At 56.4% G+C, this 22286-nt stretch carries 23 protein-coding genes; 8 read left to right on the forward strand and 15 right to left on the reverse strand.

Going from position 1 to position 22286, the window contains the following annotated elements:
• Window positions 1-814 precede the first annotated feature (814 nt).
• From FO488_RS00350 to FO488_RS00415, 15 genes are all read right to left on the reverse strand, one after another.
• Window positions 815-2857, reverse strand: a complete 2043-nt coding sequence (locus FO488_RS00350; RefSeq protein WP_149208702.1) for a hypothetical protein — start codon at window positions 2855-2857, stop codon at window positions 815-817.
• Window positions 2829-5396 (reverse strand): TraC family protein, encoded by a 2568-nt coding sequence (locus FO488_RS00355; RefSeq protein ID WP_168205812.1) that lies wholly within the window; start codon window positions 5394-5396, stop codon window positions 2829-2831. The genes FO488_RS00350 and FO488_RS00355 overlap by 29 nt, the downstream gene beginning before the upstream one ends.
• Before the next feature lie 4 nt (window positions 5397-5400).
• Complete coding sequence (locus tag FO488_RS00360) at window positions 5401-5862, reverse strand: TraV family lipoprotein (RefSeq protein ID WP_149208704.1); 462 nt, start codon at window positions 5860-5862, stop codon at window positions 5401-5403.
• On the reverse strand, window positions 5825-7138 hold the full coding sequence (locus FO488_RS00365; RefSeq protein ID WP_149208705.1) for a TrbI/VirB10 family protein: 1314 nt from the start codon (window positions 7136-7138) through the stop codon (window positions 5825-5827). Before FO488_RS00365 ends, FO488_RS00360 begins: the two co-directional genes overlap by 38 nt.
• Window positions 7128-8138, reverse strand: a complete 1011-nt coding sequence (locus FO488_RS00370; protein ID WP_149208706.1) for a type-F conjugative transfer system secretin TraK — start codon at window positions 8136-8138, stop codon at window positions 7128-7130. Before FO488_RS00370 ends, FO488_RS00365 begins: the two co-directional genes overlap by 11 nt.
• On the reverse strand, window positions 8128-8751 hold the full coding sequence (locus tag FO488_RS00375; protein WP_149208707.1) for a TraE/TraK family type IV conjugative transfer system protein: 624 nt from the start codon (window positions 8749-8751) through the stop codon (window positions 8128-8130). The genes FO488_RS00370 and FO488_RS00375 overlap by 11 nt, the downstream gene beginning before the upstream one ends.
• A 12-nt stretch (window positions 8752-8763) precedes the next feature.
• Complete coding sequence (locus tag FO488_RS00380; protein ID WP_149208708.1) at window positions 8764-9042, reverse strand: type IV conjugative transfer system protein TraL; 279 nt, start codon at window positions 9040-9042, stop codon at window positions 8764-8766.
• A gap of 66 nt (window positions 9043-9108) precedes the next feature.
• Window positions 9109-9414, reverse strand: a complete 306-nt coding sequence (locus FO488_RS00385; RefSeq protein WP_149208709.1) for a hypothetical protein — start codon at window positions 9412-9414, stop codon at window positions 9109-9111.
• 2 nt (window positions 9415-9416) lie between these two features.
• On the reverse strand, window positions 9417-10130 hold the full coding sequence (locus FO488_RS00390; RefSeq protein WP_149208710.1) for a DsbC family protein: 714 nt from the start codon (window positions 10128-10130) through the stop codon (window positions 9417-9419).
• Window positions 10127-10756 (reverse strand): OmpA family protein, encoded by a 630-nt coding sequence (locus FO488_RS20525; RefSeq protein ID WP_149208711.1) that lies wholly within the window; start codon window positions 10754-10756, stop codon window positions 10127-10129. The genes FO488_RS00390 and FO488_RS20525 overlap by 4 nt, the downstream gene beginning before the upstream one ends.
• Window positions 10753-11070 carry a hypothetical protein gene (locus FO488_RS00400; protein WP_149208712.1) on the reverse strand — a complete coding sequence of 106 codons (318 nt, stop codon included), beginning with the start codon at window positions 11068-11070 and terminating at the stop codon, window positions 10753-10755. The genes FO488_RS20525 and FO488_RS00400 overlap by 4 nt, the downstream gene beginning before the upstream one ends.
• Window positions 11067-11243 carry a hypothetical protein gene (locus FO488_RS19235; protein ID WP_168205813.1) on the reverse strand — a complete coding sequence of 59 codons (177 nt, stop codon included), beginning with the start codon at window positions 11241-11243 and terminating at the stop codon, window positions 11067-11069. The genes FO488_RS00400 and FO488_RS19235 overlap by 4 nt, the downstream gene beginning before the upstream one ends.
• Window positions 11240-12025: a hypothetical protein gene (locus tag FO488_RS00405; RefSeq protein ID WP_205743315.1), complete on the reverse strand. Its 786-nt coding sequence runs from the start codon at window positions 12023-12025 to the stop codon at window positions 11240-11242. Before FO488_RS00405 ends, FO488_RS19235 begins: the two co-directional genes overlap by 4 nt.
• Window positions 12026-12045: 20 nt before the next feature.
• Entirely contained in the window at window positions 12046-12279 is a 234-nt protein-coding gene (locus tag FO488_RS00410) for a hypothetical protein (protein WP_149208714.1), read from the reverse strand.
• A gap of 515 nt (window positions 12280-12794) precedes the next feature.
• Window positions 12795-13259, reverse strand: coding sequence for a helix-turn-helix transcriptional regulator (locus FO488_RS00415; protein ID WP_255516539.1), 465 nt, complete (start codon window positions 13257-13259; stop codon window positions 12795-12797).
• On the opposite strand from FO488_RS00415, the gene FO488_RS00420 reads away from it, so the two are divergent.
• The 8 genes from FO488_RS00420 to FO488_RS00455 all read left to right on the forward strand — a co-directional run bounded on the left by FO488_RS00420 (window position 13175) and on the right by FO488_RS00455 (window position 21960).
• Window positions 13175-13735, forward strand: coding sequence for an ATP-binding protein (locus FO488_RS00420; protein WP_149208716.1), 561 nt, complete (start codon window positions 13175-13177; stop codon window positions 13733-13735). The genes FO488_RS00415 and FO488_RS00420 overlap by 85 nt on opposite strands.
• A gap of 320 nt (window positions 13736-14055) precedes the next feature.
• A complete protein-coding gene (locus tag FO488_RS00425; RefSeq protein WP_240732077.1) occupies window positions 14056-15273 on the forward strand; it encodes a cytochrome c3 family protein in 1218 nt (405 codons plus the stop codon).
• Window positions 15274-15303: 30 nt separating this feature from the next.
• On the forward strand, window positions 15304-16494 hold the full coding sequence (locus FO488_RS00430; RefSeq protein ID WP_168205814.1) for a hypothetical protein: 1191 nt from the start codon (window positions 15304-15306) through the stop codon (window positions 16492-16494).
• Window positions 16495-16553: 59 nt separating this feature from the next.
• Window positions 16554-17084, forward strand: coding sequence for a cytochrome c3 family protein (locus FO488_RS00435; protein WP_149208719.1), 531 nt, complete (start codon window positions 16554-16556; stop codon window positions 17082-17084).
• A 48-nt stretch (window positions 17085-17132) separates the two neighbouring features.
• Entirely contained in the window at window positions 17133-19058 is a 1926-nt protein-coding gene (locus tag FO488_RS00440; protein WP_149208720.1) for a hypothetical protein, read from the forward strand.
• Between the two features lie 19 nt (window positions 19059-19077).
• A complete protein-coding gene (locus FO488_RS00445; RefSeq protein WP_149208721.1) occupies window positions 19078-20142 on the forward strand; it encodes a 6-bladed beta-propeller in 1065 nt (354 codons plus the stop codon).
• Window positions 20143-20146: 4 nt separating this feature from the next.
• Window positions 20147-20938 (forward strand): cytochrome c3 family protein, encoded by a 792-nt coding sequence (locus FO488_RS00450; protein WP_149208722.1) that lies wholly within the window; start codon window positions 20147-20149, stop codon window positions 20936-20938.
• A gap of 23 nt (window positions 20939-20961) precedes the next feature.
• On the forward strand, window positions 20962-21960 hold the full coding sequence (locus tag FO488_RS00455; RefSeq protein ID WP_149208723.1) for a cytochrome c3 family protein: 999 nt from the start codon (window positions 20962-20964) through the stop codon (window positions 21958-21960).
• Window positions 21961-22286 lie beyond the last annotated feature (326 nt).

Raw genomic sequence — 22286 nt, forward strand, 5'->3', positions numbered from 1 at the left:
GGGCAGATAGGATTCTCAGTGCTTTCGTTGCAAACGGCCTTGTCGAGTGGGCAAATTTCCTGTCCAGTAGTGGTCTGAACACACTGCACCAGGTTCGACTGAGTTTGATTTGTGCACCAGAGTTGCCCCTTATCGCTGTCGGGGAGTGGTGTCACAACTGGTGTCGAAATGGCAGTATCCGGTTTTACACAATCAAGGGTCGTGTTGGGCCATTCCACGATGGCCGGCAAGGTGATCGGCGTGGGGCCGTGGTCGCCTTCGTCGGACCAGAAACCATCTGTGTTAATGGCACCCCAGTTCTCGCCGTAGCAGATGTGGCTGGGATTTGCGGCCATTTCATCTGTAGTGCAGTACCCATCCGGCTGACCGGTTGCCCAGTTGCTGAAGGACGAGGTGCCATCCGGCCAGGAAAACCGGCTTGGAACAATCACTGACGTTTGCCCGGGCATGCTCCAGTCTGGAATGTTGTTGGGATCTTCAATGCCGATCCAGGCCTTCTTAGAAGGATACGAGGACACCTGGGCCGTGCCGAAACCGCTTGAGAAATTGCCGAAGATCGCGCTGTTCCGATTGGAACTGGTGATGACGGCGAGGCGGCCACCCTGGGTGGTGGCAAGCAATCTGGCAGCCGGCCACGTCATAGGTGCCTTCGTGATTGCAAAGGTGCTGACGCCGTCCGGAGCGAGGGCAAACTTGACGAAGGTCGTTTGGTCGCAGGTCGTGGACGCAGCGTTGGCCAACTCGGCAAAACCGCTCTGGGTGATTACGAGAATCCCGACGAGTACCGCCAGGAGGACCTGTGTAAGTGTTGTCTTTAGTTTGCTGAGCATATGGCATCCTGGGCCGCACTGCCGGCGGCGTTAAGTGCGCCGAGCGCGTTACTCATGTCCGCGCTGCAACCGCACTGAGTCACGATGACCTCACCCTTAGTGACGTCGGCTGGGCAGGTGAACTTCCCGCTGCCGCTGTCGAGACAGTCCTTGTAGAGGAACTGGTATTGCGTCGCGGTTTTGGCTGAGGTGGTCTGGGTTGTCGATTGCGGCGTGTCCGTGTACAACACGCCGGTCTGGGTTATGGGGATTTTTGTTTCACACACCTGCGAACAGTCAGGCAGAGGAGATGCCGACGGCACACCCATGGTGACGATAGTGCCTCCTTGGACAGGATCCGTGTAGCGCATGGATGAAGTAGTCGGCATGGCCGCGCTGTTCTCAATGATAGCCGCATTCGCGCTCGCCTTGCTGAAGTTGTAGGTCGTGGTGTTTTTGCAAAAATAGCTGCGGTTTTGGACGAACCAAGGTTTACAGACGGTAACTGCGGGGAGCGTCCCCACGCCGGGAAGCGTTTTGCAGGATTGCCCCAACTGCTTGTTGTTCATCGGCAAACCGTTGACGACCACCGGCCGACCGTCCCAAACATCCTGCTGTAGCGTACAGCTTGAATTGTTCTCGTATTGAGCGCAGCCGAGGTTGGACACATCCAGCTCCTGCTGAGTCACAAACTGGGCTGTGAAGGTCCATCCGAAAACGGGATATTGATAACCGGATGCGCCGCAAATGCCATTGATGCTGGCGCCCGCGATCTGTGTGCCGATGCCGACTCCGGGCGTCCACATGGGACTGATGGACAATCCGTTGCATCCGCCGGAGTTGGACCAACTCCCGACCAATGATACGGATTGAAGAGTGTAACCTCCGAGCATGGTGGAGGGCTGAAACGTGTAGGTTATATTGGGTTCGTGATAGCCCTTGTTATCCCAACTGGAGAACACAAAGGTGTTTTGGGCGGTTTCGGTGAATGTCCAGGTCAGGGTATGATCCACAGCAAAGTTCGTGGTGCCGCTTTGAGATTGCTGCAGCGTGACCGATGATAGTGACGGCTGCACCGAGTTGGTGCAGGTCACTGTGGTGCCGGCCTGGGTTGAAGCTGAGTTCATTACCGTGTTGTAGAGCGAGTTCGGAGCCGCCTTCTGGGCGGTCAGCGCATTCTGCGCAGCATTATTGAGCCCGGCCGAATCGGTGTAGTATGTCTGTGGGGTCTGGGTATCGGCCGCTGGCATTACCGGCATGGCCTCGACTTCACTGGTGGTCATGGTGGCTGTGTTGCTACCCTTAGCAAGATTTGTAGGTTTGTAGCCGTAGTATGTGAGCACCGCGGCGCCGGCGGCATTGCTCCCGGATGTGGCGCTGGTGATGGCCATGCCGGTGTTGGCCGACAGAAATGCTGTGATGATCCCGCCGCCCACATCGGAGGCGATGTTGGCCTGTTCGAGCAGGGAGTTGTTGGCTCCGGTGCAGTAGTTGTTGAAACAGAAACAGCCTTTCAGACCGCCTACGCTGCCGGCAGTCCCGGGTTGGCCGCCGCTGGCGGTCATGGCCGTTACCGCGCCGTCGGCACCGGCCGTCCAGGTGCGGTAGCGGCAGTTGGTGAAGTTGGGGCTGCACTGGATGTAGCCGTTCTGGCAGACGCCGGAAATTTTCTGGCCGCTCGGTCCATCGCCCGGCACGGGGAAGGTCTGGGCGTAACCGAGCGTGCCGCTACCGGTGAGATCCTGCTGCAGGATGATACTGATGTCTCCTGTTGCTGGATAAGGGGCCATGGTGACGAGAAGCAGTGGTGTGCCCGACGTCTGGAAGCCATTGGCGGTGAATGTGGTCTTGCCATCCTGGGTGGTGATCTGGCTGGCGTGCATGAGCGGGGTCACCAGATTGTTGGACAAGGCTTGTCCGGAACCGGCATACGAACGCATGGCCGTACCGGCAGTTTTGGCCGCATCCTGCCCCTGCTGCACGTCCGTGGCACCGTGGGCGGTGGCCGCTAATACGAGACTAAGACCTATATTTGCGCACCATCTCATTGATGGCCTCCGTCCAAGTCATGCCGTTTTTCACCATCGCCTCCATTTCGGCGTTCTCCCTGCCGTTCGAGGTGAACAGGAAATAGTTGAAAGGGTTCTCGGCGATGCGGACCACACCAGATCCATAGGGCGTGTCCATGTACATCTCCGAGTATTTCGTACCGTTGCGCTGTAGGCCTTTCAGGAGCTCGATAGTGAACTCGTCGTAGTCGATCAGCTTTTCAGAGAGAGCCTTCTCAAAGTCGGGAGATTCCAGGTAGAATTTGTAATCGGCGTTGCCCCAGATGACGTCACCTACTGCGCCGATCTTGAGCTTATCGAGGATGCTCTGCAGGATTACCCAGAAGCCGCCCTCGTATTTACGCGCCCGGCGGAATCCGCCACCGATGATGTCAACGAACATAGGGTTCTGGCCACGGCCGTAGAGAACTTTCCACGCTTCGTCAAATTTAACCAACCGAGGATTGGACCGGTCTGACAGGTACAGATCACGAGTCATGGCGTCCAGTACCACCAGCGTGAGCGTGTTGAACAGGTCCGGAATGTTCTGGAGGGTTTCCAGCTCGAAAACGACCAGACGCTCATCCTTGATGTTGAAGTTCGATTTGCCGGTGAACATCTTCCCGAAACGGCCGGAACTGGTAAACTGGCGGAGGTTGTACGCCAAGTGGACCGCCTGTTCCCTGAGCGTGTCAGTGCAAATGTCGTGATCCTTCACGTGCTGCGGATATTCTTTAAGGTATGCGTACACATCATCGACGCTGGCATCATTGCCGTTGGCTTCTAAAAATGCCCAGTCTGTCGCGTCTTTCAGCAAAATATTTTCAGTGCCGCTGATGATGGGGTTGTCAACGGTTGAGAACGCCATCTGTTTCATGATGGACGATGTGGCGGAGAGGTCCAGGAGTTGCGGCGAGAAGCCCTCTTCATCCAACTTGTTGTCAAGGCTGATGGTTGTGAAAGGGTTAACGTTGATATCCTCGTGGGCGATATCGATGAACCTTCCGTTGCGTATCTTGCAGAGCTTTTTATATGAATATCCGATGTCGATGAGTCTCAGGATCGTGCCGGTCGTCAGCTCGTTGAAAGAAACCTTGTTTTCTCCGAAGCTCTTGCCGCCGCCAGAGGTCGCGCATATCAGGCCGTTGTAGTTAAGAGCTGACTTGGTAAAGATGGAAAACGGCACGATCTGACCGCTGCGCCCCTGGAATATGGTCTTCGCATCCGGTGATCCGGAAAACTCGGCCTGGATGGGGAGCATGTTGCACACGGCGTCAGGATCGGCGACCCGGTCGCGTTTGAGGAGGAACAGGTTCAGCTTGTTGGCCCGCATGTTCAAGGGAAGGGCGGAAAGGAACAACGCCGACAGGATGCGTCTTTCCTCCTGCATGACGTAGCCGTTCGACTTGAAGATGCTCTTTGCGCGTTTTACCGCTCCGTCGGCTCCCTCGGGGGTTTTGTCGTAGAACCACATGATCGGCATGACGCGCGCGAAGGACTGGCCAAGTTCTATCTTGTCGCTGGCCCAAAGGTGTTCCTCCTTGCGGCGATTAAGCGAGCGCACCTTGGAGCCGCCCACCGCTTGCTGCATCATGATGAAGTCGGTCTTTCGGCCGATATAGTTCGAGAGGTCATCGTAAATGATGTTGAGTGTGTAGATGTACGGCGTCCGGTGCTGGTCGTTGTCGGACCGAAGGCCCCAAATTCCGCCGCAGATGGCTTCTTTCGTCTGGAGAGGGTCTACTTCCTTTGGATACTTTTTAGGGGTCAGGCACCGCCAGTATCGATTCCCTATCTGCATGTGATCCTTTTCAACATTAATCTCTGTTTCAGCAACAAGGATCTGCTCGTTGATGGGTTGGCTGTCGTCATAATAAGCGGCCAGGTTCTCGCCGGAGGCGGACGTTTCGGGAACGTCGTCGTTCATGAGCCGGCGCAGCCATTCCAAAAAATGGCCCGGCTTCATGGGGCGGGGGTCGAGTTTCATGCCGACTAGGATCTCATGGACGGTATTCCTGATTTCGGAGAAGACTACGTCCGATTTCTGGGGGACCTTGAGAGAGATGATTAGTCGGAAATTGCGCAACGGGATATACGACAGCTGCTTGATGCCTTTCGTACAAGACTCCAGATAGTCGCAGTAGTTTTCAACCGCCTCCCGGATCAGCGGATCAAATGAGGGAGAATTGGGGTCACACGCATCCGCGCGCAATGCACGGTAGGAATCCAAGTAGGGCTTTATGTGGTCGTCCGCATGGAAGAGAACCGACAATACCGACATGGGCGGCAAGGGAAGGCCGAGCAGTGCCTCAGAAACTTCCAGGACCTTTTCCGAACTGAAGCAGAGAGGGGTGCATTCCCAGATGGCCCCCTGCGTCCCGTCGCTATTGTTATATTGGTCCTCGCCGTCGTCATGGGCGAACCAGGTGAAGTATTTGGAAAACGGGTTATGCCAATGCATGTCTTCCAGTTCCTTTGCAGTGGCGCCTGCATAATCGCCGGCAATTTTTTGAGCAAGCCGTCTAAGCTGTCTGAGCATGGTGTCATTCCCCCGGGCGGATGAGCTGGTTGCCGAGCAGGAATTTGGGCTTGCCCAGGATGACGAACCGGTAGGAGTCCATGTCCAGGACATCGCCGGTTTCTCCCTGCATCGAGAAAAACTTGATACGCATGACGGGCGGTGGCACCACAATCGGTGTTGCCGGTTGCTTGAGCAATGCCGCCTCTTTGGTGAGGAGTGCTTCCTCATAGGCGCTTAATGCGGAAGGGGTCTTGGTTGGTTTCCTGACTCCCTTCTCGCAGTCAGGGCAAGCCAGGACCACCTCACCGGCGGGAGCATGTTCTACGGGCTGACCGTCAGCAACCTGCGAATAGACTTCGGGGGTGGAACCACAGATGCCGAAAGGTGTATCCTTCCCGCAACGGAATTCCGCTGCGTACGGGTTGCAGCCTGCGGCGGCGAGCAGGCTAATACCAAGTAAGGTTTTTGTAATTTTTGATTTCAAAGTCTACCCCCTTCGTTACGACAATGGTGATCTTCTTGCCGTTTCCGACCTCAACGGTCGGCAGTGTCTGGTGCAGCAGGTCGGCGTACACATCGGTGATTTTTTTAACACCACTGGATATGCCTTTTCCGAGTGCGGCGATGCCCACATCTTGGGCTGATGTGCCGAATGAGGTTATCGGGCCGGCAGCGCTGATGGTGTTGGAGGCCGACGTGAGGGCCATGCCGTCGCCGAGGCCACCCAAAAAGCCAGCAGCTGCAGCAAGACGGACGATCTCGCCGAATTTCGGTGCCGCGATGATCCCTTTCAAGCCCGGAAAGCCGTCGGCATCCTCCACAAACCCCTTGATGTCCGATTCGATGACGGCCTCGCCCTTTTTTGACAAGCAGGTAAGCGATACAGGCCGGACCTTGGCACGAGATGTTGCAAGATTGCCTAGTGCCTCGGCTACGACAAAGCAACCGCTAAGTTGAGCTGATATGCCGTTCGGAAGCTGGGCGGGAGCTGATATCCTGATGATGAGGGGGGTGAGCTCCCCTTTTCCATCCTCAGTGGCTGGCACCATCAAGCCATTGAGGGTTCGAGCGGACATAAAACCCACGGGCAGGTGGACTATCTTTTTCTCTTTTTTTTTATCGCCGTGGGAATCCTTCGAGCCATCCGGCTTTTCGGTTTTCTGTTTGGCGTCGGGGTTTTCCTTGTGTTCGATGTCACCGCCCCAGGTAAATTCCTTCTTTTTGACCGCATCGGCCTGTGGGTAATAGGTACCGTTTTCGCCGGGAGGTGTCGGAGCGGTAAAACCGGTTTTACCAGAACTTGGCTGCTTCGGCAGGGGAGTCTTGAATAGGGACCCAGCGGCGCGGTTGCGGTGTTCGTTCGGCGCCGGCTGGGGTTGCAGCTGTTCACTGCTCTTCTGTTTCTTATCGATCAGTTGATCAATGACGTTCGGTTTCACGATGGTGCCTGGTTGCCCGGCCACTGCCGAACGAGCGGTCGAATAGGGTTTCATGCCGCCGGCTTTCCTCTTTTCCTCTTCGGCCAGTGCCTTATTGATAGCCGCCAGCTGCGCGGCCGTGGATTTTTCCATAAGGGTTTTGCCGTCGATGGCCAACGGCTTGACCTCGGCCTTGTGCGCTGACCGGGGCTTGATCATGAAGGTGTCCTTCTTGAAGGTCCAGATGATGATCAGCATGGCAACCACCACACCAACGCCTACGCTGATCCAGATTCTTCGCTGTGTCTCCGGCTTGAACTTATCCATCCATTTATTTGCCATCGCTGGAAATCTCCTCTTCCTGGACGGCCTTGAGCTCGACGACGAACATGCGTGCTCGCTCTCCTTTCGCCGGTTTCTGCGGCAATATCCCGATGGCTGCTATCGCCAGTGGGTTTGCCGATATTTCTTTACGCCTGAAATCGTTTTCAGAGGCGAATTCGATTCCGTCCACCTGGGGTACGATATAGAATTCCTTGAGGATTATGCCCTCCCCGTCGATGGTTATGGTGCGCTTGAGGGTGATCGATACATCTTTGAATATGGTGACCGGGGTGCTTTCCGCCTTTATGTCGAACGAGTCAGGCAGATCATCGCTGTAGGCCCGGCGAATGATCTCCGTGATCTTTTTCTTCGTGTCGTCATCGCGAAACATGGTGATGTTGTCGCGCATTTTGGTGGCCTTGCCACTCCCCAAGCGGATGGTCTGGGTCGGGACGCCCATGGGTACGCCCACGATCGAGTAGATGACGTCGCCACAGGGGATATGCATTTCGGTTGGTATGGGATCGGGGTAGATGACCTTAGTGCCGTCTGTCAGAAACTGGAATTTAATCAGCCCGCTACTGGTGGTTGGATAACTCTTTTTGACGTGTTTTTCGTCGCTGGTCCATATATCCTTAATAGCTCCGTCGTTGCAGATAACCCAGTTGTTGTCCGTACGCGACATTTTTGCCTTCTGGGTTATAATCGGCAGTGCAACCTGACCGCCGCTCATGTCGTCAGGGGTGGTTGGCGGCAGCGGGACCTCATCATAAACCTCTTGCGGGGATTTATTCGGGGCCTCTACAGCTTGCTGCACTTTCTTGACCGCTGGTTCCTTCTTTGGTTTGTCTCCGTAGGCGTAGAAGTTGGTTGAGTCTTGCCCCCCTTTGCCGGCGGGAACGGTTTTCTCGGCAGTTGCGGGCACAATCTTGTCAGGCTGCAACACCATTTCCTGGTCGGCTGAAAAGGCAGCGGTCGCCAAAAGAACGAACGGAATGAATAAGAGCTTATTTTGCATTTCTGTCTCCCGGCTGAGGAGCAGCCGTGGAATTGGTTCCGGTCGGTTGCTGCTTAGTCTTCTCACTGATTGAGGTGATCTGGAACATACCGTCGTTCACTTCGTATGCTATGACGTAGGCTTTTTCCGTAACATCGACGAAGGCCATGTCTACCCAATGCCGTTCGGAACCCGTAACCGTTATGAGCCTTTTGTCGCTGTCGATCTCTATCGGTTTGCCGATGATGAATGACGACGAAAGCCGGGCACTCTTTATGGTGTCGGCAAGGGAATAAAATTGCGTACGAGCTGCCTCGAAGACATCGCCTGATTTGAAGTACTGCAACAGTTCGCCGTACTGGCCGCGAACCGAGTCTGGATTGTAATTGAACGCCAGCGTGCAAATATCGCGGGTATGTTGGTTGATAATATCCTGTGGAACTTCGTCGCCGGTAATCACCGTCTTTTTAACGATCCTGTTGGGCATTAGTATGGTGCGCTGGTATTTCATCGCTAGGTCGATCTTGTAACCGAGGAAAAATTCTCCGATGGTGAGGAGCACGATGCAGAACTTTAGGAGGCTGTTCTGGGCAATCAAGTTTTTCAATTTGCTTTCATATAGCGAGAATTGCATGATGGTTTTTCCTTATTCATGGAAGTGCTTTTCAAAGTAGCTGGGATACCCGTCGAATTTGGTCCAGCCTAAGCAATACATCATGTGCTGCATGTAGCCGGGCGGGTTTCGCCGCTTGGCCCTTGTGTAGAGGTACGTCACAACAGGTGCCAGGAGGCAGGCCGGCTTAAACATGAACCAGGAGATGAATACAAAACCGAAAAAAATGGCAATCTCATCGATCTCCCAGAAACAGAATTGGGGCAGAAGATGAATGTACTGCGGAAACTTAGCGCCGTAGGGAACCGACATAAGGCTGACTCCTTCTCGCGAAAGGGAGAGGACATATCCGCCCGTTTGAGCGGATATGTCCCTGAATTACAGAATGAGGCCGAAGTTGTTGACCATCGTGGGCAAAACGAAGAAGCCCGCAGCAGCTATAAAGCAGCAGATTGCGATCCACAGATTGTTATGGCCCAGTTGCCAGAAGCCGGCGCCGCCGAAGCCGAACGCGAAGAGAAACCCTAACCCCGTGTTGTACAAGGTGATCGCCAGGTCATACAGGGTGTATCCGGTAGTGCCGGTGGTGGGGGCCAGGAATGCCCCCGCCGTGGTAGTAATGGCGCATAAGAGTGCCAGGGTGAAAATTCCGATCACCTTTTTGTTCTTGCTGAGTTGTTCCATTTTCAATGTTTTTCTCCTTTCGTGAGAAGCTTTTCGATTTGGGGAACGTTTGCCCCGTTGACAAAACTACCGTTTATGAAATATGCCGGAGTGCCGTTGATGCCGGATATCAACGATTCCGCATGAGCCTTGATGCGGGTGTCATTCAGGGCGATGGTGGGAATACTGACCTTGTCGAACTTGCCACTCTCGACATCATCCAGGGCAGCTCCCGGGTCCTTGGCGGACAGGATGTAGTCGGAATGGGCTTTGGCTTGCGGGTGAAGCTGTGTCAAAGGCATAAGAAACACATATCGGGTCACGTCGGAGCGCTTCTTCCAGAATTCGCCCATACGCCGGCAGAACGGGCAATCGGGATCAATGATCTCGATCACTTCGTTAGGACCGCTGCCGATCTTGATGGCGGATGTCAGGCGCTTTTTGATGACGTCGTACTTGGCAGCCATGATCCGGTCCCTTGCCGCGGCGGTAACGTCCAATCCCTGGGGGGACCACATTTCGCCGCCTATGATCAGGTGGCCGGAGGCTGGGTCGAAGTAGAAGACGCCGTTCCCGGCCGTTACCTCATAAAGCCCGTGAACCGGTGAGGGGGTGATGGCCTCGAATGTGAACCGGGGAAATAATTTCTTCAGCTTGTCGGCGGCACTTGGCTCGGCCGCGCAGGCAGATGCGGCCATGGCCACCAGGGCAACGAGAGTCAGCAGTTTTATTTTCACGGGATATAATTCCTTTCCTTGATGACGATTTCTGCACGGCGATCCCTTGAGAGAGGCCCCCCCAGCGGTTTGCTCTTGCCGAGTCCCACCACCTCCCGAACAGGGATACCCAGTTTTCGGAGATATGTAACGACGGCAGCAGCGCGGCGCCGGGAAAGCCCCATGTTGTACCGCGCTGTTCCGATACGGTCAGTGTGCCCTACCACACGGAGCACCACGCCGGTGTCGATTCCAGCCGCCAAGGACTTACGCAGACGGAGTTTTTCTTCCGGCCGCAGATGGGCCGAATTGAAGACGAAGTAGACCGTCGTGAGGGTGTGGGGGGACACGACCGTGCGGGCGGGGGCGCTGATGGTAGTGTCTGGTGCAGGGATTATCCCATCGACGCTCAGGAGTTCGGGAGAGGCCGAAGGTGGAGGTGTTACAGGCGACTGAGGGGGGGGCGGCGCCAGTGCAAGCCGCCGTGGTGCCGTACATTGGTCGCAGATCACATGCTGGCTCTCGGCAACTTGGTACTGGGCCGCACCTCCTTCATATCGCACTGTAGCCACACGAAGATCGGCGGCCGAGACCGCAACGGGAAGTGAGAGCAGGGATAGGGTCGAAAGGGTGGAGATCCTGGTCATTGGCCGGCACCGTTCTGACGTTTGCGGAACGTCGCTTGGAAACCTGCTGTAAGACCTATTTCAAAAAATGGGTAAACGATCCCGGCAACGGCCATGCCCAGACCCAGACATGCAAAAATGTAGATTATCAGGCTGTAGTACTCGGCACCTGAAATATGTGCAGATTGCGGTGACAGGGTATTTATGGCCATCCAAAATGCCGTGACTGGCGAACTCCGGAGGGTATATTGGAAATACTTCACAGCGATCATTGCGAAGTGATCCATAAGATATGCGGAAAGAAGCAAGCCAACGGCAAAGGTACGCACGATCACGGCTGTACCCCCTTTTCCTCATCATCCAACCCAATTGTGGTGAATGGGTTGACGTTGATGTCTTTTGGGCCGAGGTTCATAAACCGCCCGTTGAGTGGATGGTTGCATAATTTCCTGTACGAAAGGCCGATGTCGATGATTCTCACGGTCGGGCCGGTAGGCAGACTGATCATTGCTGCACCTCCTTGCCGGCCTCAGCCGCGGCGATCGGTGCAGCCGGTACGAAATATTTCCGGTCACAGATCAGGTATGTCCCGGCTTTACCAACCAGGACCACCTTGCGGATCTTGGAGAAGAAACCCATCTGATTGGACAGCTCGGGGGGGATCACCACCAGGTAGTCGTCCAGGAGCGGTACCAGCCTCACGGAACCGAAGCCCCTCAGCCGTACAGTGGTTGCCTTTTCCGACAGGAGCTTGAAAGCTTCATATTCAACTGTGTTCTGGACACCCGACAACTTGGTGGCTGAGTCGGCAGCCTGCGCCCGAAGCGCTGCAACTGTCTTGTCTTTTTCGGTGCTGGTTGCGGTAGAGGCGGCAAGTGAGCTTTTCAGGCTGTCGAGCTCTTTCTGCAAAGCTGCGATCTGGGCGCCTTTCTGTTGGGTGAGTGTCTGTAATTGCGAGTCGCAGGTCGCTACCGACGATGCTAAGGCGATCTCACGGGGCGCTGCAATGGTTGCTGGCGGCTGGCCCCCCGCTGTGACGGACGTTTTTTTCGCCGGCAGATCAGGATTGATGAAGCCGACCATCTGCTTTCCAGATTCGAGTTTGTGAGCTGTACCGACCTTGAGCCACCCATCTGCCAGCTTTGACAGGATGCTGACCTTTTCTCCCTCCTCCAGATAGCGGAAACAGGGGCTGGTAACGTCGGGTCGCTTAAATATCCGGACACGCGACTTGAGCTCCATTTGGTCACCGGCGAACGCCGTGGCCACCGATAAGATAACTATTCCCATGATTGTTGCGCAGATGTGTTTCACCTTTTTCCTCCCGTCCATTCTTTGGTTGGTATGAGCCGCTTGTCGGTGCTGGCTGCTGAACGTTGCTGGTCAGCATCTTCAGGTGTATTTTGTTTTTTCTTCGGTGTTGGTGTCAGTGCCGAAGAGTCATCATGGCGTCCCGTCTGCTTGTTCTTGCCAGCACCCTGGAGCAGATACACACCGATGCCCACCAATGCGCCGACTCCGAGTGCGATAAGTGCCTCCTGCATTCCACCTCCTCTTGAAATCTGAAAATTTGCCTCTCATATAGATACTTGTTCAGGGTGGTCAGGGTGAAATGGCTATTATGAGAATAATATAATTATTTATTAGAATAACTTACTGATTTCGCTACACATATTTTTTGCAAATAGCATTTGCGGCTGGATACAAAAAAGCCCCTTTGCCTTTCGGTAAAGGGGCTTTCCATTTAATTACACCAAACTTCCGCTTTCAGAAGGTTCTGCTAAGTTTCCAACAAAAACTGTTAATCGTGTTCGAGAATTTTTCTCATGCGTCAACAACCTGATAATGCTGTTAATAGTGTGAACGGAACCGTCTGACAGCGGCATGACCGCTGCCAGACGAATACGATCACCGTCGCACCGTCACACCGTCACACCGTTTCACTGTCGCACCGTTTCACCGTCTAATACTCACACTATTAAACCGTCAGAGAGTATCCCTGTCACAGAGTCTCAGACTAACGCCGCCCCATGTCACCAGCCCTAAGCTGCATTTGGTATCACGTGCCATTCTCCAAAAACTGCTCGATCTTTTCAATATTCTTCCTGAGCGGCCGGCGACCACCCCCCAGCCAATCTCTCAGTTGGTCAGGGTGCTGGTTCATTCTCCGGCCCAATTCGGGCAGTGAGAGACCATTAACGCGTTTGTACCAAGCTAGGCGTCCCATAATATCGCCTGGGCATTCGAACGGAATATAACCTAGAAAATTTATTATTTTAGGGCTATATTGCTGCTCAGGCTCAATACCATGTTCCCAATTCCATATTGTGTTTTCGCTGACACCAATAGTCGCCGCTACCTCTCGTTGGAGGAGGCCGAGATCCATCCGCTTTTTACGAATGTGGTCACCGATTGTGAGGGGGTGTTCAGGATATCCTAATGCAGGCCGCTTCTGAAGCAAAATACGGATTGAGAACGAGTGCCGTTTCGGGTTGGAGTGGTAGGGAAAGGTACACACACCCATGCCCCTGCGGCTACCTGGCCGATCCGGTCCACCCCTGCGTCTGTACCCCCCTTGCCATTCACCGTTACCGGTCGCGCATCTCCGGCCCGCTTCTGGACCGGATCGACATCCATATCGAGGTGCCGGCCGTCACCTACCGCGACCTGTCCGACCGGGGAGAGGCCGAGAGTTCCCGGGATATCGCCGAGCGGGTGGCGCGTTCCCGAAAGCGCCAGGCCGAGCGTTACCAGGGGACCAGGGTCCATTGCAACGCCCAGATGACGCCACGCTTCATCAAGAAGTTCTGCGAGCTGGACAGCGCCGGCAGCCGCATGCTGGAACTGGTTACCGATCGTCTCGGTTTTTCCGCCCGGACCTACAACCGTATCATCAAGGTCGCCCGCACCATCGCCGACCTGTCGGACAGCGAGCAGATCCGCGAAGAGCATATCGCCGAAGCGATCCAGTACCGCAGCCTGGACCGCAAGGCGCCGTAAACAATTATTCTGTTTAAAAAAATGTATCGATAGTATACATTTATAAATCAGGCTTTTATGTCTGAAACAGGGCGGGCCCGGCCCAGGGGGCGGGGCAGGCTGGTACGGTACTTGCTCGTAATAATTCCGGCGAGTTAGATATATTCAAACCTGCCGCCGTTTTTTTTGCCTTTCGGGCCTTTTTGATGGAGATAATCTCGATGAATCTTAGATCTGTGGGCCTCCTCCTGCTGACGGCGATATTTCCGTGCGTCGCCCAGGCTGCCGATGTGTCATGTAAAACCGCAGAGTGCCATACGTCAATTGGCGGAACGCAGAACATGCATGAACCGATCAAGGAGGGGGACTGCTCGGGGTGCCACAAACAGACCAACCAGCTTCACCCGATCAAAGGCGCCAAGAGCTTTGCCCTGACCGCGCAGGGGGCCGCCCTCTGCTACCAGTGCCATGACACCTTCGGCAAGAAAAAGGACGTGCATCCTCCGGTCAAGGACGGGGAGTGCGCGTACTGCCACAAGCCTCACGGCGGCGCCGGCCGCTTCCTGCTGGAGGGGGGGGACGACCAGACCGCTCTCTGCATGGGATGCCACGATGCCGCCGATTTTAAGAAGAAAGTCAGGCATGGCCCGGTAGCCGTAGGTTCCTGTAGCCGGTGCCACAATCCCCACGAGTCGGATGAGAAGAAACTGCTCAGGGGACCGGTGTGGGAAAGCTGCCTTAAATGTCATGCCGATTTTTTGAAAACACTCCAGGACTCGCCGTTCATCCATCCGCCGGTCAAAAAGGGCCCCTGCACCTCCTGTCATACCCCGCACAGTAGTGAAAATGGCCAACTGCTCAAGAAAAAGATGCCGGATATCTGCATCAGTTGCCATCCAGGGGTGGAAAAGAAGCTGAAACTGAAGCTTGTGCACAAGCCGCTCAAAGAGGCGGGGGGATGCGGCAACTGCCATTCCAGCCATTTTTCCAAGGCCAAAGGACTGCTGTCGGGGGACGACAGGAGCGTTTGCCTCGGATGTCATGATACGGATAAGCTCGGCAAGCCGCCCCTCAGGAACATCAAGAAGGAAATCGAAGGAAAGAAATACCTGCACGGCCCGCTGGAGCTCGGTGAATGCCGGGCATGTCATGACCCTCACGGCAGCGACAATTTCCGCCTGCTCAAGGGGAGCTATCCGACGGACCTCTATGTTGCCTACAAGGAGGGACTCTATGGCGTATGTCTGTCGTGCCACGAGAAGAATCTGCTCCGCTTCCCGGAAACCACGATTTATACCAAGTTCCGCAACGGGAATCGCAATCTGCACTATGTCCACGTCGTCAATCGTAAGGGGCGCACCTGCCGTGTCTGCCATGAGCCCCACGCCAGCACCGGAGAAAAGTTGATCAGCAAGGAGGGGGTACAATTCGGCGACTGGAAGATCCCGATCAATTTCAAGCTCACGGCAACGGGGGGGAGTTGTTCGCCGGGCTGCCACCGCCCCTTTACGTACGACCGGGAGAAACCGCAAAATTATCAGGCAGAGGACAAGAAATAGAACAGGTGAACGTCAGCAAGGAGATTACGTATGCATACAGAGACAAGACCGTTGCAGGGAGTTGTAAGGATCCTAAAAACCATTGCCATGATCATGACCGGTACGCTGCTGCTGGCAGGCTGCGCCGCTGCGCCGGTTGCAAAGAAGACCTCGGTGTTTTTCCCCGCTCCGCCCAATGAACCCCGGGTCCAGTTTTTGAGAGCGATCTCGGGCTCCAAGGATGTGGAAGACCAGCAGAGCAAGTTTTCACTGCTTCTGAGCGGTGCCAGCGATCGCGACGTCAACAAGCCGATCACCAGGCCATACGGGATTCACTATACCAGGGGGAAGCTGTATATCTGCGATACTCAGGGGGCTTCCACCGTTGTCATCATCGACCTTCAGAAAAAGACCTTCGAGTATATGAAGGAAAATCCCGGGCTCGGGAAGCTGAAAAAGCCGATCAACCTGGCGGTCGACAAGGACGGCAGCATCTATGTCGCCGACACGCTCCGGAAAGAGGTCCTGATCTACGACCCGTCCGGTTCCTATGTCGGGAGCATCGGCAAGGGAAGCAGCATGAAACCCGTGGATGTGGCACTGGATGGCGACAATGTGTATATCCTTGACCTGAATGGCAACGACATCAAAATTTTCGACAGGAAGAGCCGGGAACTCATACGCAGTATCGGGCAATTCGAGGACAAATCCCTGGGGCTCGCCCTGCCCACGAACTTCACCCTCGACGACAAGGGCTTGATCTATGTCACCAATATCAACGACGGCAGCGTCAAGATCCTGGACAAGGATGGCCATTTTATCAGCAAATTCGGTAAATTGGGTGACGCTTTCGGTGAGTTCACGCGTCCGAAGGGGATCGCCGTCGATGCCAGACATCGTATCTGGGTCGTTGACGGGGGGTTCCAGAATGTGCAGATTTTTAATGAAAAACAGCGTTTGCTGATGTTTTTCGGCGATCCTCCGCTGCTCTCGGGCGCCTTGAACCTGCCGGCCGGGATCGACGTGACAACGGACAACCTGGATTATTTCCAGCAATTCGCCGATCCTGATTTCATACTGGAGGCGGTCGCCTTTGTCACCAACCAGATGGGGGACGCCATGGTTTCCATATATGGGTTGGGGCATAAAAAGGGGGCAGCCGACGTCCCGGAGGGACAACAGCAGGGTGTGACCGGACAGTTCGGTGCCAAAAAGGCGGGTGACAGCCGGGGTACGGAGTGATATCGGATCGCTTTCTCCATAGGCTCCGGCAGGTTGTATATTTTGCCGCTATTGCCTGTATGATCTGGGGCTGCAGCCCGCTTACCAGGTATAAGCTGACCTCGACCCTGTTCGACGGCGTCCCGAGCATGCCTCCAGCCGAACAGTACTGCGCCGACTATGCCGCCCAAGTGGTCGCCAAGACGCGCGCCGAGGCTGAAGGGAAGAGCAGTGCCGCCGGGGATGCGGGCAAGGCGTCGTCCCACAACCCCTATGACGAAAAAAAATGCGATAACTGCCATGACAAGACCACCGAAAGCGGCCTTGTCGTCAAATCCAAAAATGAACTCTGTTTCGTCTGCCACACCGGGTTCGTCAAGGGCTCCTTTGTGCATGGCCCGGTGGCGGTTGGGGATTGCCTTGTCTGCCACGAGCCGCACAATTCGCCCAACCCCGCGCTCCTGAAGGTGCGTCCGTCGGAGGTCTGCGCTGCCTGCCACCACGAAAAACGGCAGGCGGCTTCTCTGCACGAGAAAGCGGCAAGCCACGGCCTGATCTGTATCAATTGCCACGATCCCCATTTCGGGAATGTGCTCTTTTTCCTGAAGTAACCGGGAGCGTGCATGCGGCAGCCAACCCTCCCTCTCATACTTCTGTTTTTGCTGCTGACATCCGTTCGGGAGGCCGGAGCGGCCAGGTTGGGTCTTTTGCTGCTCGGCACTCCGCAACAGCGCGTTGACTTCACCTATCAGTTCAACGGACAGCAGCAGGCCACTACCTCGCAGCAGCACCAGATGGAGGAGGATTACACCTTCAAGATCGATTACGGCATCATCAGGCCGAGTCTGCTGAAGGGCTCCTTCAGGACCGCGCTGCGTTTCAACCAGGGGCTGACCTATCAGAGCGGTTCCCGGGATCAGTCGTCTTCGAAAATTGGATTTTTGTATGACATCAAGGGGCTCCTGCTCGGGCAATCGGTCGCTCCGGCAGAATTTTCCGCCAAATCGGACATCACCCAGGTTTCGGTCCCATTTTCAAAATCATACCAGGTGACCAATACGACGTATAACCTCTCGTGGTCGCTGAAAAACAGGATGCTGCCGTTCTCCATCGAATACGCCACAGGCACCTCGGAAACCAGCGGATTGCAGGTAGACACCAAGCGGGTTCGCGACGAGATCCGGCTGCATGCCGCCCATAATGCCGCCATCAGCACCACCGCCGTCGATGTGTACAACATACACAATACCTACAGCCCCGCCCAGGGGGGGCTCAATTTCGACAACCATTATGAAATCAGACTCCAGAACGATTTGGTGTGGGCAGACGGTGCGAAAGCCCGCAGGGTGAGTTCCCGGCTGCAGGCATCGGAATCGACCGGGATCAACTTCACAAAAAATTTCGAGTGGAGCGAAGCAGTCCACTGGGATTGGGGGAAAAGCCTCCGCAGCGGCGCCAACTACTCCTTTGGGAGCACGGGCGGAGACCCCGGCGCCCAAAAACATAATACCGGTGGCGCCTGGCTCCAGCACCAACTCTTCAAGAGCCTGACCACGCGGCTGGACCTACGGGCCCGGAAAAACGACTACCCCACGGGCTACGATCAGGAGATCAACGGTGGCGTGTCGTTCAACTATGTCAAACAGCTCCCGGCCCAGAGCACGCTTTCGCTCAACGGCTATCGCCAGTACACCCTGGACACTCGCGACCTTGGCACCGACCGGCTGCACATATATAATGAACAGCATACGGTGTCCTTTGCCTCCCATCTCTATCTGGCACAACCGAACGTGATCGCCAGCAGCATCACCGTGCGCAACGCCGACGCCTTGAAACGCCTGGCTCCCTATGACCTGAACGTGGATTACCAGGTGACCGTCAGCGGGGCCCTGACCGAGATCGTCCCGTTGACCAGCGGGGCGATCAAGGATGGGGACAGCCTGTTGATCAGTTATGACTACCAGGTGGATCCCCAGTTGAAGACCACAACCAATGCGTACGGCTTTGGGGGCAATATCCAGTTTCTGGGCGGGAAATATCGCCTGTACGGTGATTTTTCCCAATCGCACATGGACCGTTCCGCCGGCCAGGGGCAGTTGGCCAGTCTGACGGCCCAAATAAGGTCTACGCTTGGTCTGGAGCGGAAATGGGACTCCGTTACGCTTGGCGCCGAATACAACAGCTTTGATTCGGAAGCGGACAAGCACGAATCGCTTACGGCGCAGATGCGCTACAGCAACGAACTGCGTGACGGGGTCCTGTCGCTGACACTGGTCGACCAGTATCTCTGGTACGGGCCGGTTACCACCGGCACGACCACCAGCCGCAGGGCAGACGAAAACTCCTTCACGGCAACCGCCGGTTATGGCAAGCGACTCTTTTCCACGACATACATGACGCTCAACTCGACCTATATTAACGTAACGGGCGCCAACACGAAGGACAGTCTCACGGTTGGTGCCTCCCTGCGCTGGTCCCTCGGGAAGATGATTGCATCGTTGAACACCTCCCTGGGGCTGCGCCGCGAGGGAGGCACTACGGCCACCGACGAAACGGTGCGTTTCACGGTGTCACGTTATTTCTAAATCAACGGTAGGTGCCCCAATGGGAGAATACAACCACACACCGACGCGGGGAACATTGGTCGGCCGTCTCGCAGCCATCGGCATCCTCTGCATGCTGCTGGCCGCCTGCGCCGGTTCGGCGGCACAGACGACGCGGCGGATAGAATGGCCGCCTCCACCCGCACAGCCCCAGATCGCCTGGGCCGGAGAAGTCGGCAGCTATCTGGATGCAGGGATACGCAAAGGCTTCTGGCGCCGGCTGGCGGATGTCTTCGTAGGGGAAAGCGATGTTCGTATCGGCCGCCCCTACGGCATCTACGTTGACGAAACCGGGCGGCTCCTTATCGCCGATCCCGCCTTTGGCGTTGTCCACGTCATGGATGCCGGCCAGAACACCTATACGATCATCGGCCAAGGGGAAGGGCCCGCTTTCAAGAACCCGATCGCCATTACCGGCGACGGGGCGGGCAACGTTTATATTACCGACTCGGCGGCCAGTCTGGTGTACCGCTATAGCTTCCGGGATAACGCCCTGACCCCTTTTATCCATTCCGTCGAACGCCCGACCGGGATCGCCTTCAACCGGAGGAACCGGCTGCTATACGTGAGCGATACTACCTCCAGCCAGGTTGTCGTCTGCGACCTGAGCGGCAACGAACGCTTTCGCATCGGAGGAACAGGCTCCGGGCCGGGGCAATTCAACCGCCCCACCGATCTTTTTATCGACAACAGCGGCACATTGTACGTCACCGATCCCCTGAACTCACGCATCCAGGTGTTTTCCGCCGAGGGGGTCTTCCGGAGGGCGTTTGGGCGGCCGGGCGACGGCGGCGGCGACTTCTCCAAGCCGAAAGGGGTTGCCGTGGACAGTAACGGCACCATCTATGTGGCCGATGCCCAACTCGATGCGGTACAGGTATACAACATGTCGGGCGGCTTCCGTTTTGAATTCGGTGCAAGCGGGAGCGAGGCCGGCACGTTCTGGATGCCGTCGGGCGTGCATATCGACCGCAACGACAGGATCTACGTGGCAGATACCTACAACCGGCGTATCCAGATCTTCCGGATTGTCCCGCCCGCGGCCCCGCAAGGAAAGGAGAAGTGACGCCATGAAACTCTTCCGCGCCATCCTGGCGGCTCTGGCGGTAGCAACCATGGCCCTGCCTTCCCGATCAGGCGCCGACAGCATCGTCAACTCTCCCCACAACCTGTCGTCGGGAAGCACGGCCCGGGTGATGTCCACGGAAGAGACGCGGGTCTGCATCTTCTGCCATACCCCCCACCACGCGACCAAGCTTTCCGATACCAGCTATACCGGGCCGCTCTGGAGCCGCGAGGAGAACACCGCCCAGGACTATACTCCCTACGCGTCCACTACCATCGCAGCCAGCCCGGGCCAGCCCCAGGGGCCTTCACGACTCTGCCTGAGTTGCCACGACGGCACCATTGCCCTTGGCGCCCCGGGCACCCACGCCACCTCGGCGACACTTGGTCCCCTTACGCCGCCTCCCACCGGGAAATCGACCGTTCTGGGCAAGGACCTGCGCGACGACCATCCGATCTCCATGGAGTATGGCCGCAAGACCTCCGAATTCCGGGATGCCGCCACGGTGACCGGAACCACCCGCATCAAACTGGTGAGGCGCGCAAGCACCCTGTACGTGGAGTGCACCTCCTGCCACGACCCCCATGACAACCAGTACGGCAATTTTTTGGTGTTGGACACCTCCAGCCACCGGGATGCACTCTGCACCGTCTGCCACGCCAAGACCGACTGGACGGGGAGTGCCCACGAGAACGGCGGCACCCGCTCCAGCGGGAGCATCCCGGCCGATGTGGCCAAGAACGGCTGCGTCAACTGCCACACCCCCACGGGGCCCAGCAGGGGGTCGATCTGCTGACGCTCACCGCCGCCGGGGCCAGCATGGACACGAACTGTTACGCCTCCTGCCACAACAGCTCCTCGTACCCGTCCAACGTCTACAGCCAGTTCGCCGTCTCCGGCGCACACCACCCGTCCGGCGGTTATGACAGCGCCGCCAACAAGCATAGTGAAACGGAAACGCTTCCCCTGCCGGCAACCGACAAGCATGTCCATTGCGTGGATTGCCACAATCCCCACCAGGCGATCTGGCAGAACGCCCCCCTGAGCAACGCCACGGCCTCGCCCAACGGCCCGCCCAGCGTGAACGGCGTCCTCAAGGGGGTGCGGGGCATCGACATCAACGGCAGTCAGAAGACCGTGGCCAGCTACGAGTACGAGATCTGCTTCCGGTGCCACTCCGGCGATGCCGCCCTGGCAGGCAACTATAACACCTATCCGCAGGTGTCACGCACCTTCGGCTCGCTGGACGAGCGCGAGCGTTTCGACTGGGGGAGCGCCAAGTCCTGGCACCCGGTGGCCAAGGAATTCGTCCGGGTCGGGAACAGCCAGGGGCTGAGCCTCAAAAGCGCCAGCATGACCATGATCTACTGCAACGACTGCCACGACTCCCACGGCTCGGGCAGCCACCTGCTGCGCCTGGAAAACCCGGACACCTTCTCCCAGGGGCAGAGCATCTCGAACTACCCGCTCTGCTATAGCTGCCACGACGAAACCTATCTCACGAGTTCCGCCACCAACATCGGGAAACTGCACCGGGCCCACGTCTGGGGCCAGCACAACCCGCTCAGCACCAACAGCAGCTACCGGGCCTCCTGCTCCGCCTGTCACGACCCCCACGGCGTCCCGTACAAGGCCGGGCTCACCACCAGTTCCAATGCCCTGCACCTGATAAATTTCGACCTGCGCTACGCCGGCAGCGGGTCCTCCTACGATGCGTCAACCAGCAGCTGCCTCGTCACCGGCACCGGCACCAGCGGGCTTTCCTGCCACCCCACGACAACCGGCACGGCCAGTTTCAACCCCTATCCCTACCCCTGACATCCCCGGCTGGCGGCCAGGCAAACCGTGCGACCCCTCTTCTTCCGTTTCGGGAGGAGAGGGGTCTTTTGTCATACCACGTGAAAAAACAGTGCCTCCGTGAAATAACCGTAATGGGGGGACGCTAAGTAACCAATAAACCGCAAAAACGACGAAAAATATATATGGTTAATTTTGAATGTTTGAGCGCCCCGAATAGGGGAAAAAACTCGTAAGCATTCTCAATTATTTAAACTATTGTTCCCACCTCCCTCCCTGATCCCGACCGCCACGGTGTGCAATCCCCCCATTTTTGTTTGTTGGCACTCATGTTGCTATCAAGACCT

The sequence above is a fragment of the Geobacter sp. FeAm09 genome, assembly GCF_008330225.1.
GTDB lineage: Bacteria > Desulfobacterota > Desulfuromonadia > Geobacterales > Pseudopelobacteraceae > Oryzomonas.

Bases quoted from the DNA above. Each gene is read 5' to 3' on its own strand.
- FO488_RS00350 (WP_149208702.1), bottom strand. From the start codon at position 2,857: ATGAGATGGTGCGCAAATATAGGTCTTAGTCTCGTATTAGCGGCCACC.
- FO488_RS00355 (WP_168205812.1), bottom strand. From the start codon at position 5,396: ATGCTCAGACAGCTTAGACGGCTTGCTCAAAAAATTGCCGGCGATTAT.
- FO488_RS00365 (WP_149208705.1), bottom strand. From the start codon at position 7,138: ATGGCAAATAAATGGATGGATAAGTTCAAGCCGGAGACACAGCGAAGA.
- FO488_RS00370 (WP_149208706.1), bottom strand. From the start codon at position 8,138: ATGCAAAATAAGCTCTTATTCATTCCGTTCGTTCTTTTGGCGACCGCT.
- FO488_RS00375 (WP_149208707.1), bottom strand. From the start codon at position 8,751: ATGCAATTCTCGCTATATGAAAGCAAATTGAAAAACTTGATTGCCCAG.
- FO488_RS00380 (WP_149208708.1), bottom strand. From the start codon at position 9,042: ATGTCGGTTCCCTACGGCGCTAAGTTTCCGCAGTACATTCATCTTCTG.
- FO488_RS00385 (WP_149208709.1), bottom strand. From the start codon at position 9,414: ATGGAACAACTCAGCAAGAACAAAAAGGTGATCGGAATTTTCACCCTG.
- FO488_RS20525 (WP_149208711.1), bottom strand. From the start codon at position 10,756: ATGACCAGGATCTCCACCCTTTCGACCCTATCCCTGCTCTCACTTCCC.
- FO488_RS19235 (WP_168205813.1), bottom strand. From the start codon at position 11,243: ATGATCAGTCTGCCTACCGGCCCGACCGTGAGAATCATCGACATCGGC.
- FO488_RS00405 (WP_205743315.1), bottom strand. From the start codon at position 12,025: ATGGGAATAGTTATCTTATCGGTGGCCACGGCGTTCGCCGGTGACCAA.
- FO488_RS00410 (WP_149208714.1), bottom strand. From the start codon at position 12,279: ATGCAGGAGGCACTTATCGCACTCGGAGTCGGCGCATTGGTGGGCATC.
- FO488_RS00420 (WP_149208716.1), top strand. From the start codon at position 13,175: ATGCAGGCCGCTTCTGAAGCAAAATACGGATTGAGAACGAGTGCCGTT.
- FO488_RS00415 (WP_255516539.1), bottom strand. From the start codon at position 13,259: ATGGGTGTGTGTACCTTTCCCTACCACTCCAACCCGAAACGGCACTCG.
- FO488_RS00425 (WP_240732077.1), top strand. From the start codon at position 14,056: ATGCATGAACCGATCAAGGAGGGGGACTGCTCGGGGTGCCACAAACAG.
- FO488_RS00430 (WP_168205814.1), top strand. From the start codon at position 15,304: ATGCATACAGAGACAAGACCGTTGCAGGGAGTTGTAAGGATCCTAAAA.
- FO488_RS00435 (WP_149208719.1), top strand. From the start codon at position 16,554: ATGATCTGGGGCTGCAGCCCGCTTACCAGGTATAAGCTGACCTCGACC.
- FO488_RS00445 (WP_149208721.1), top strand. From the start codon at position 19,078: ATGGGAGAATACAACCACACACCGACGCGGGGAACATTGGTCGGCCGT.
- FO488_RS00450 (WP_149208722.1), top strand. From the start codon at position 20,147: ATGAAACTCTTCCGCGCCATCCTGGCGGCTCTGGCGGTAGCAACCATG.
- FO488_RS00455 (WP_149208723.1), top strand. From the start codon at position 20,962: ATGGACACGAACTGTTACGCCTCCTGCCACAACAGCTCCTCGTACCCG.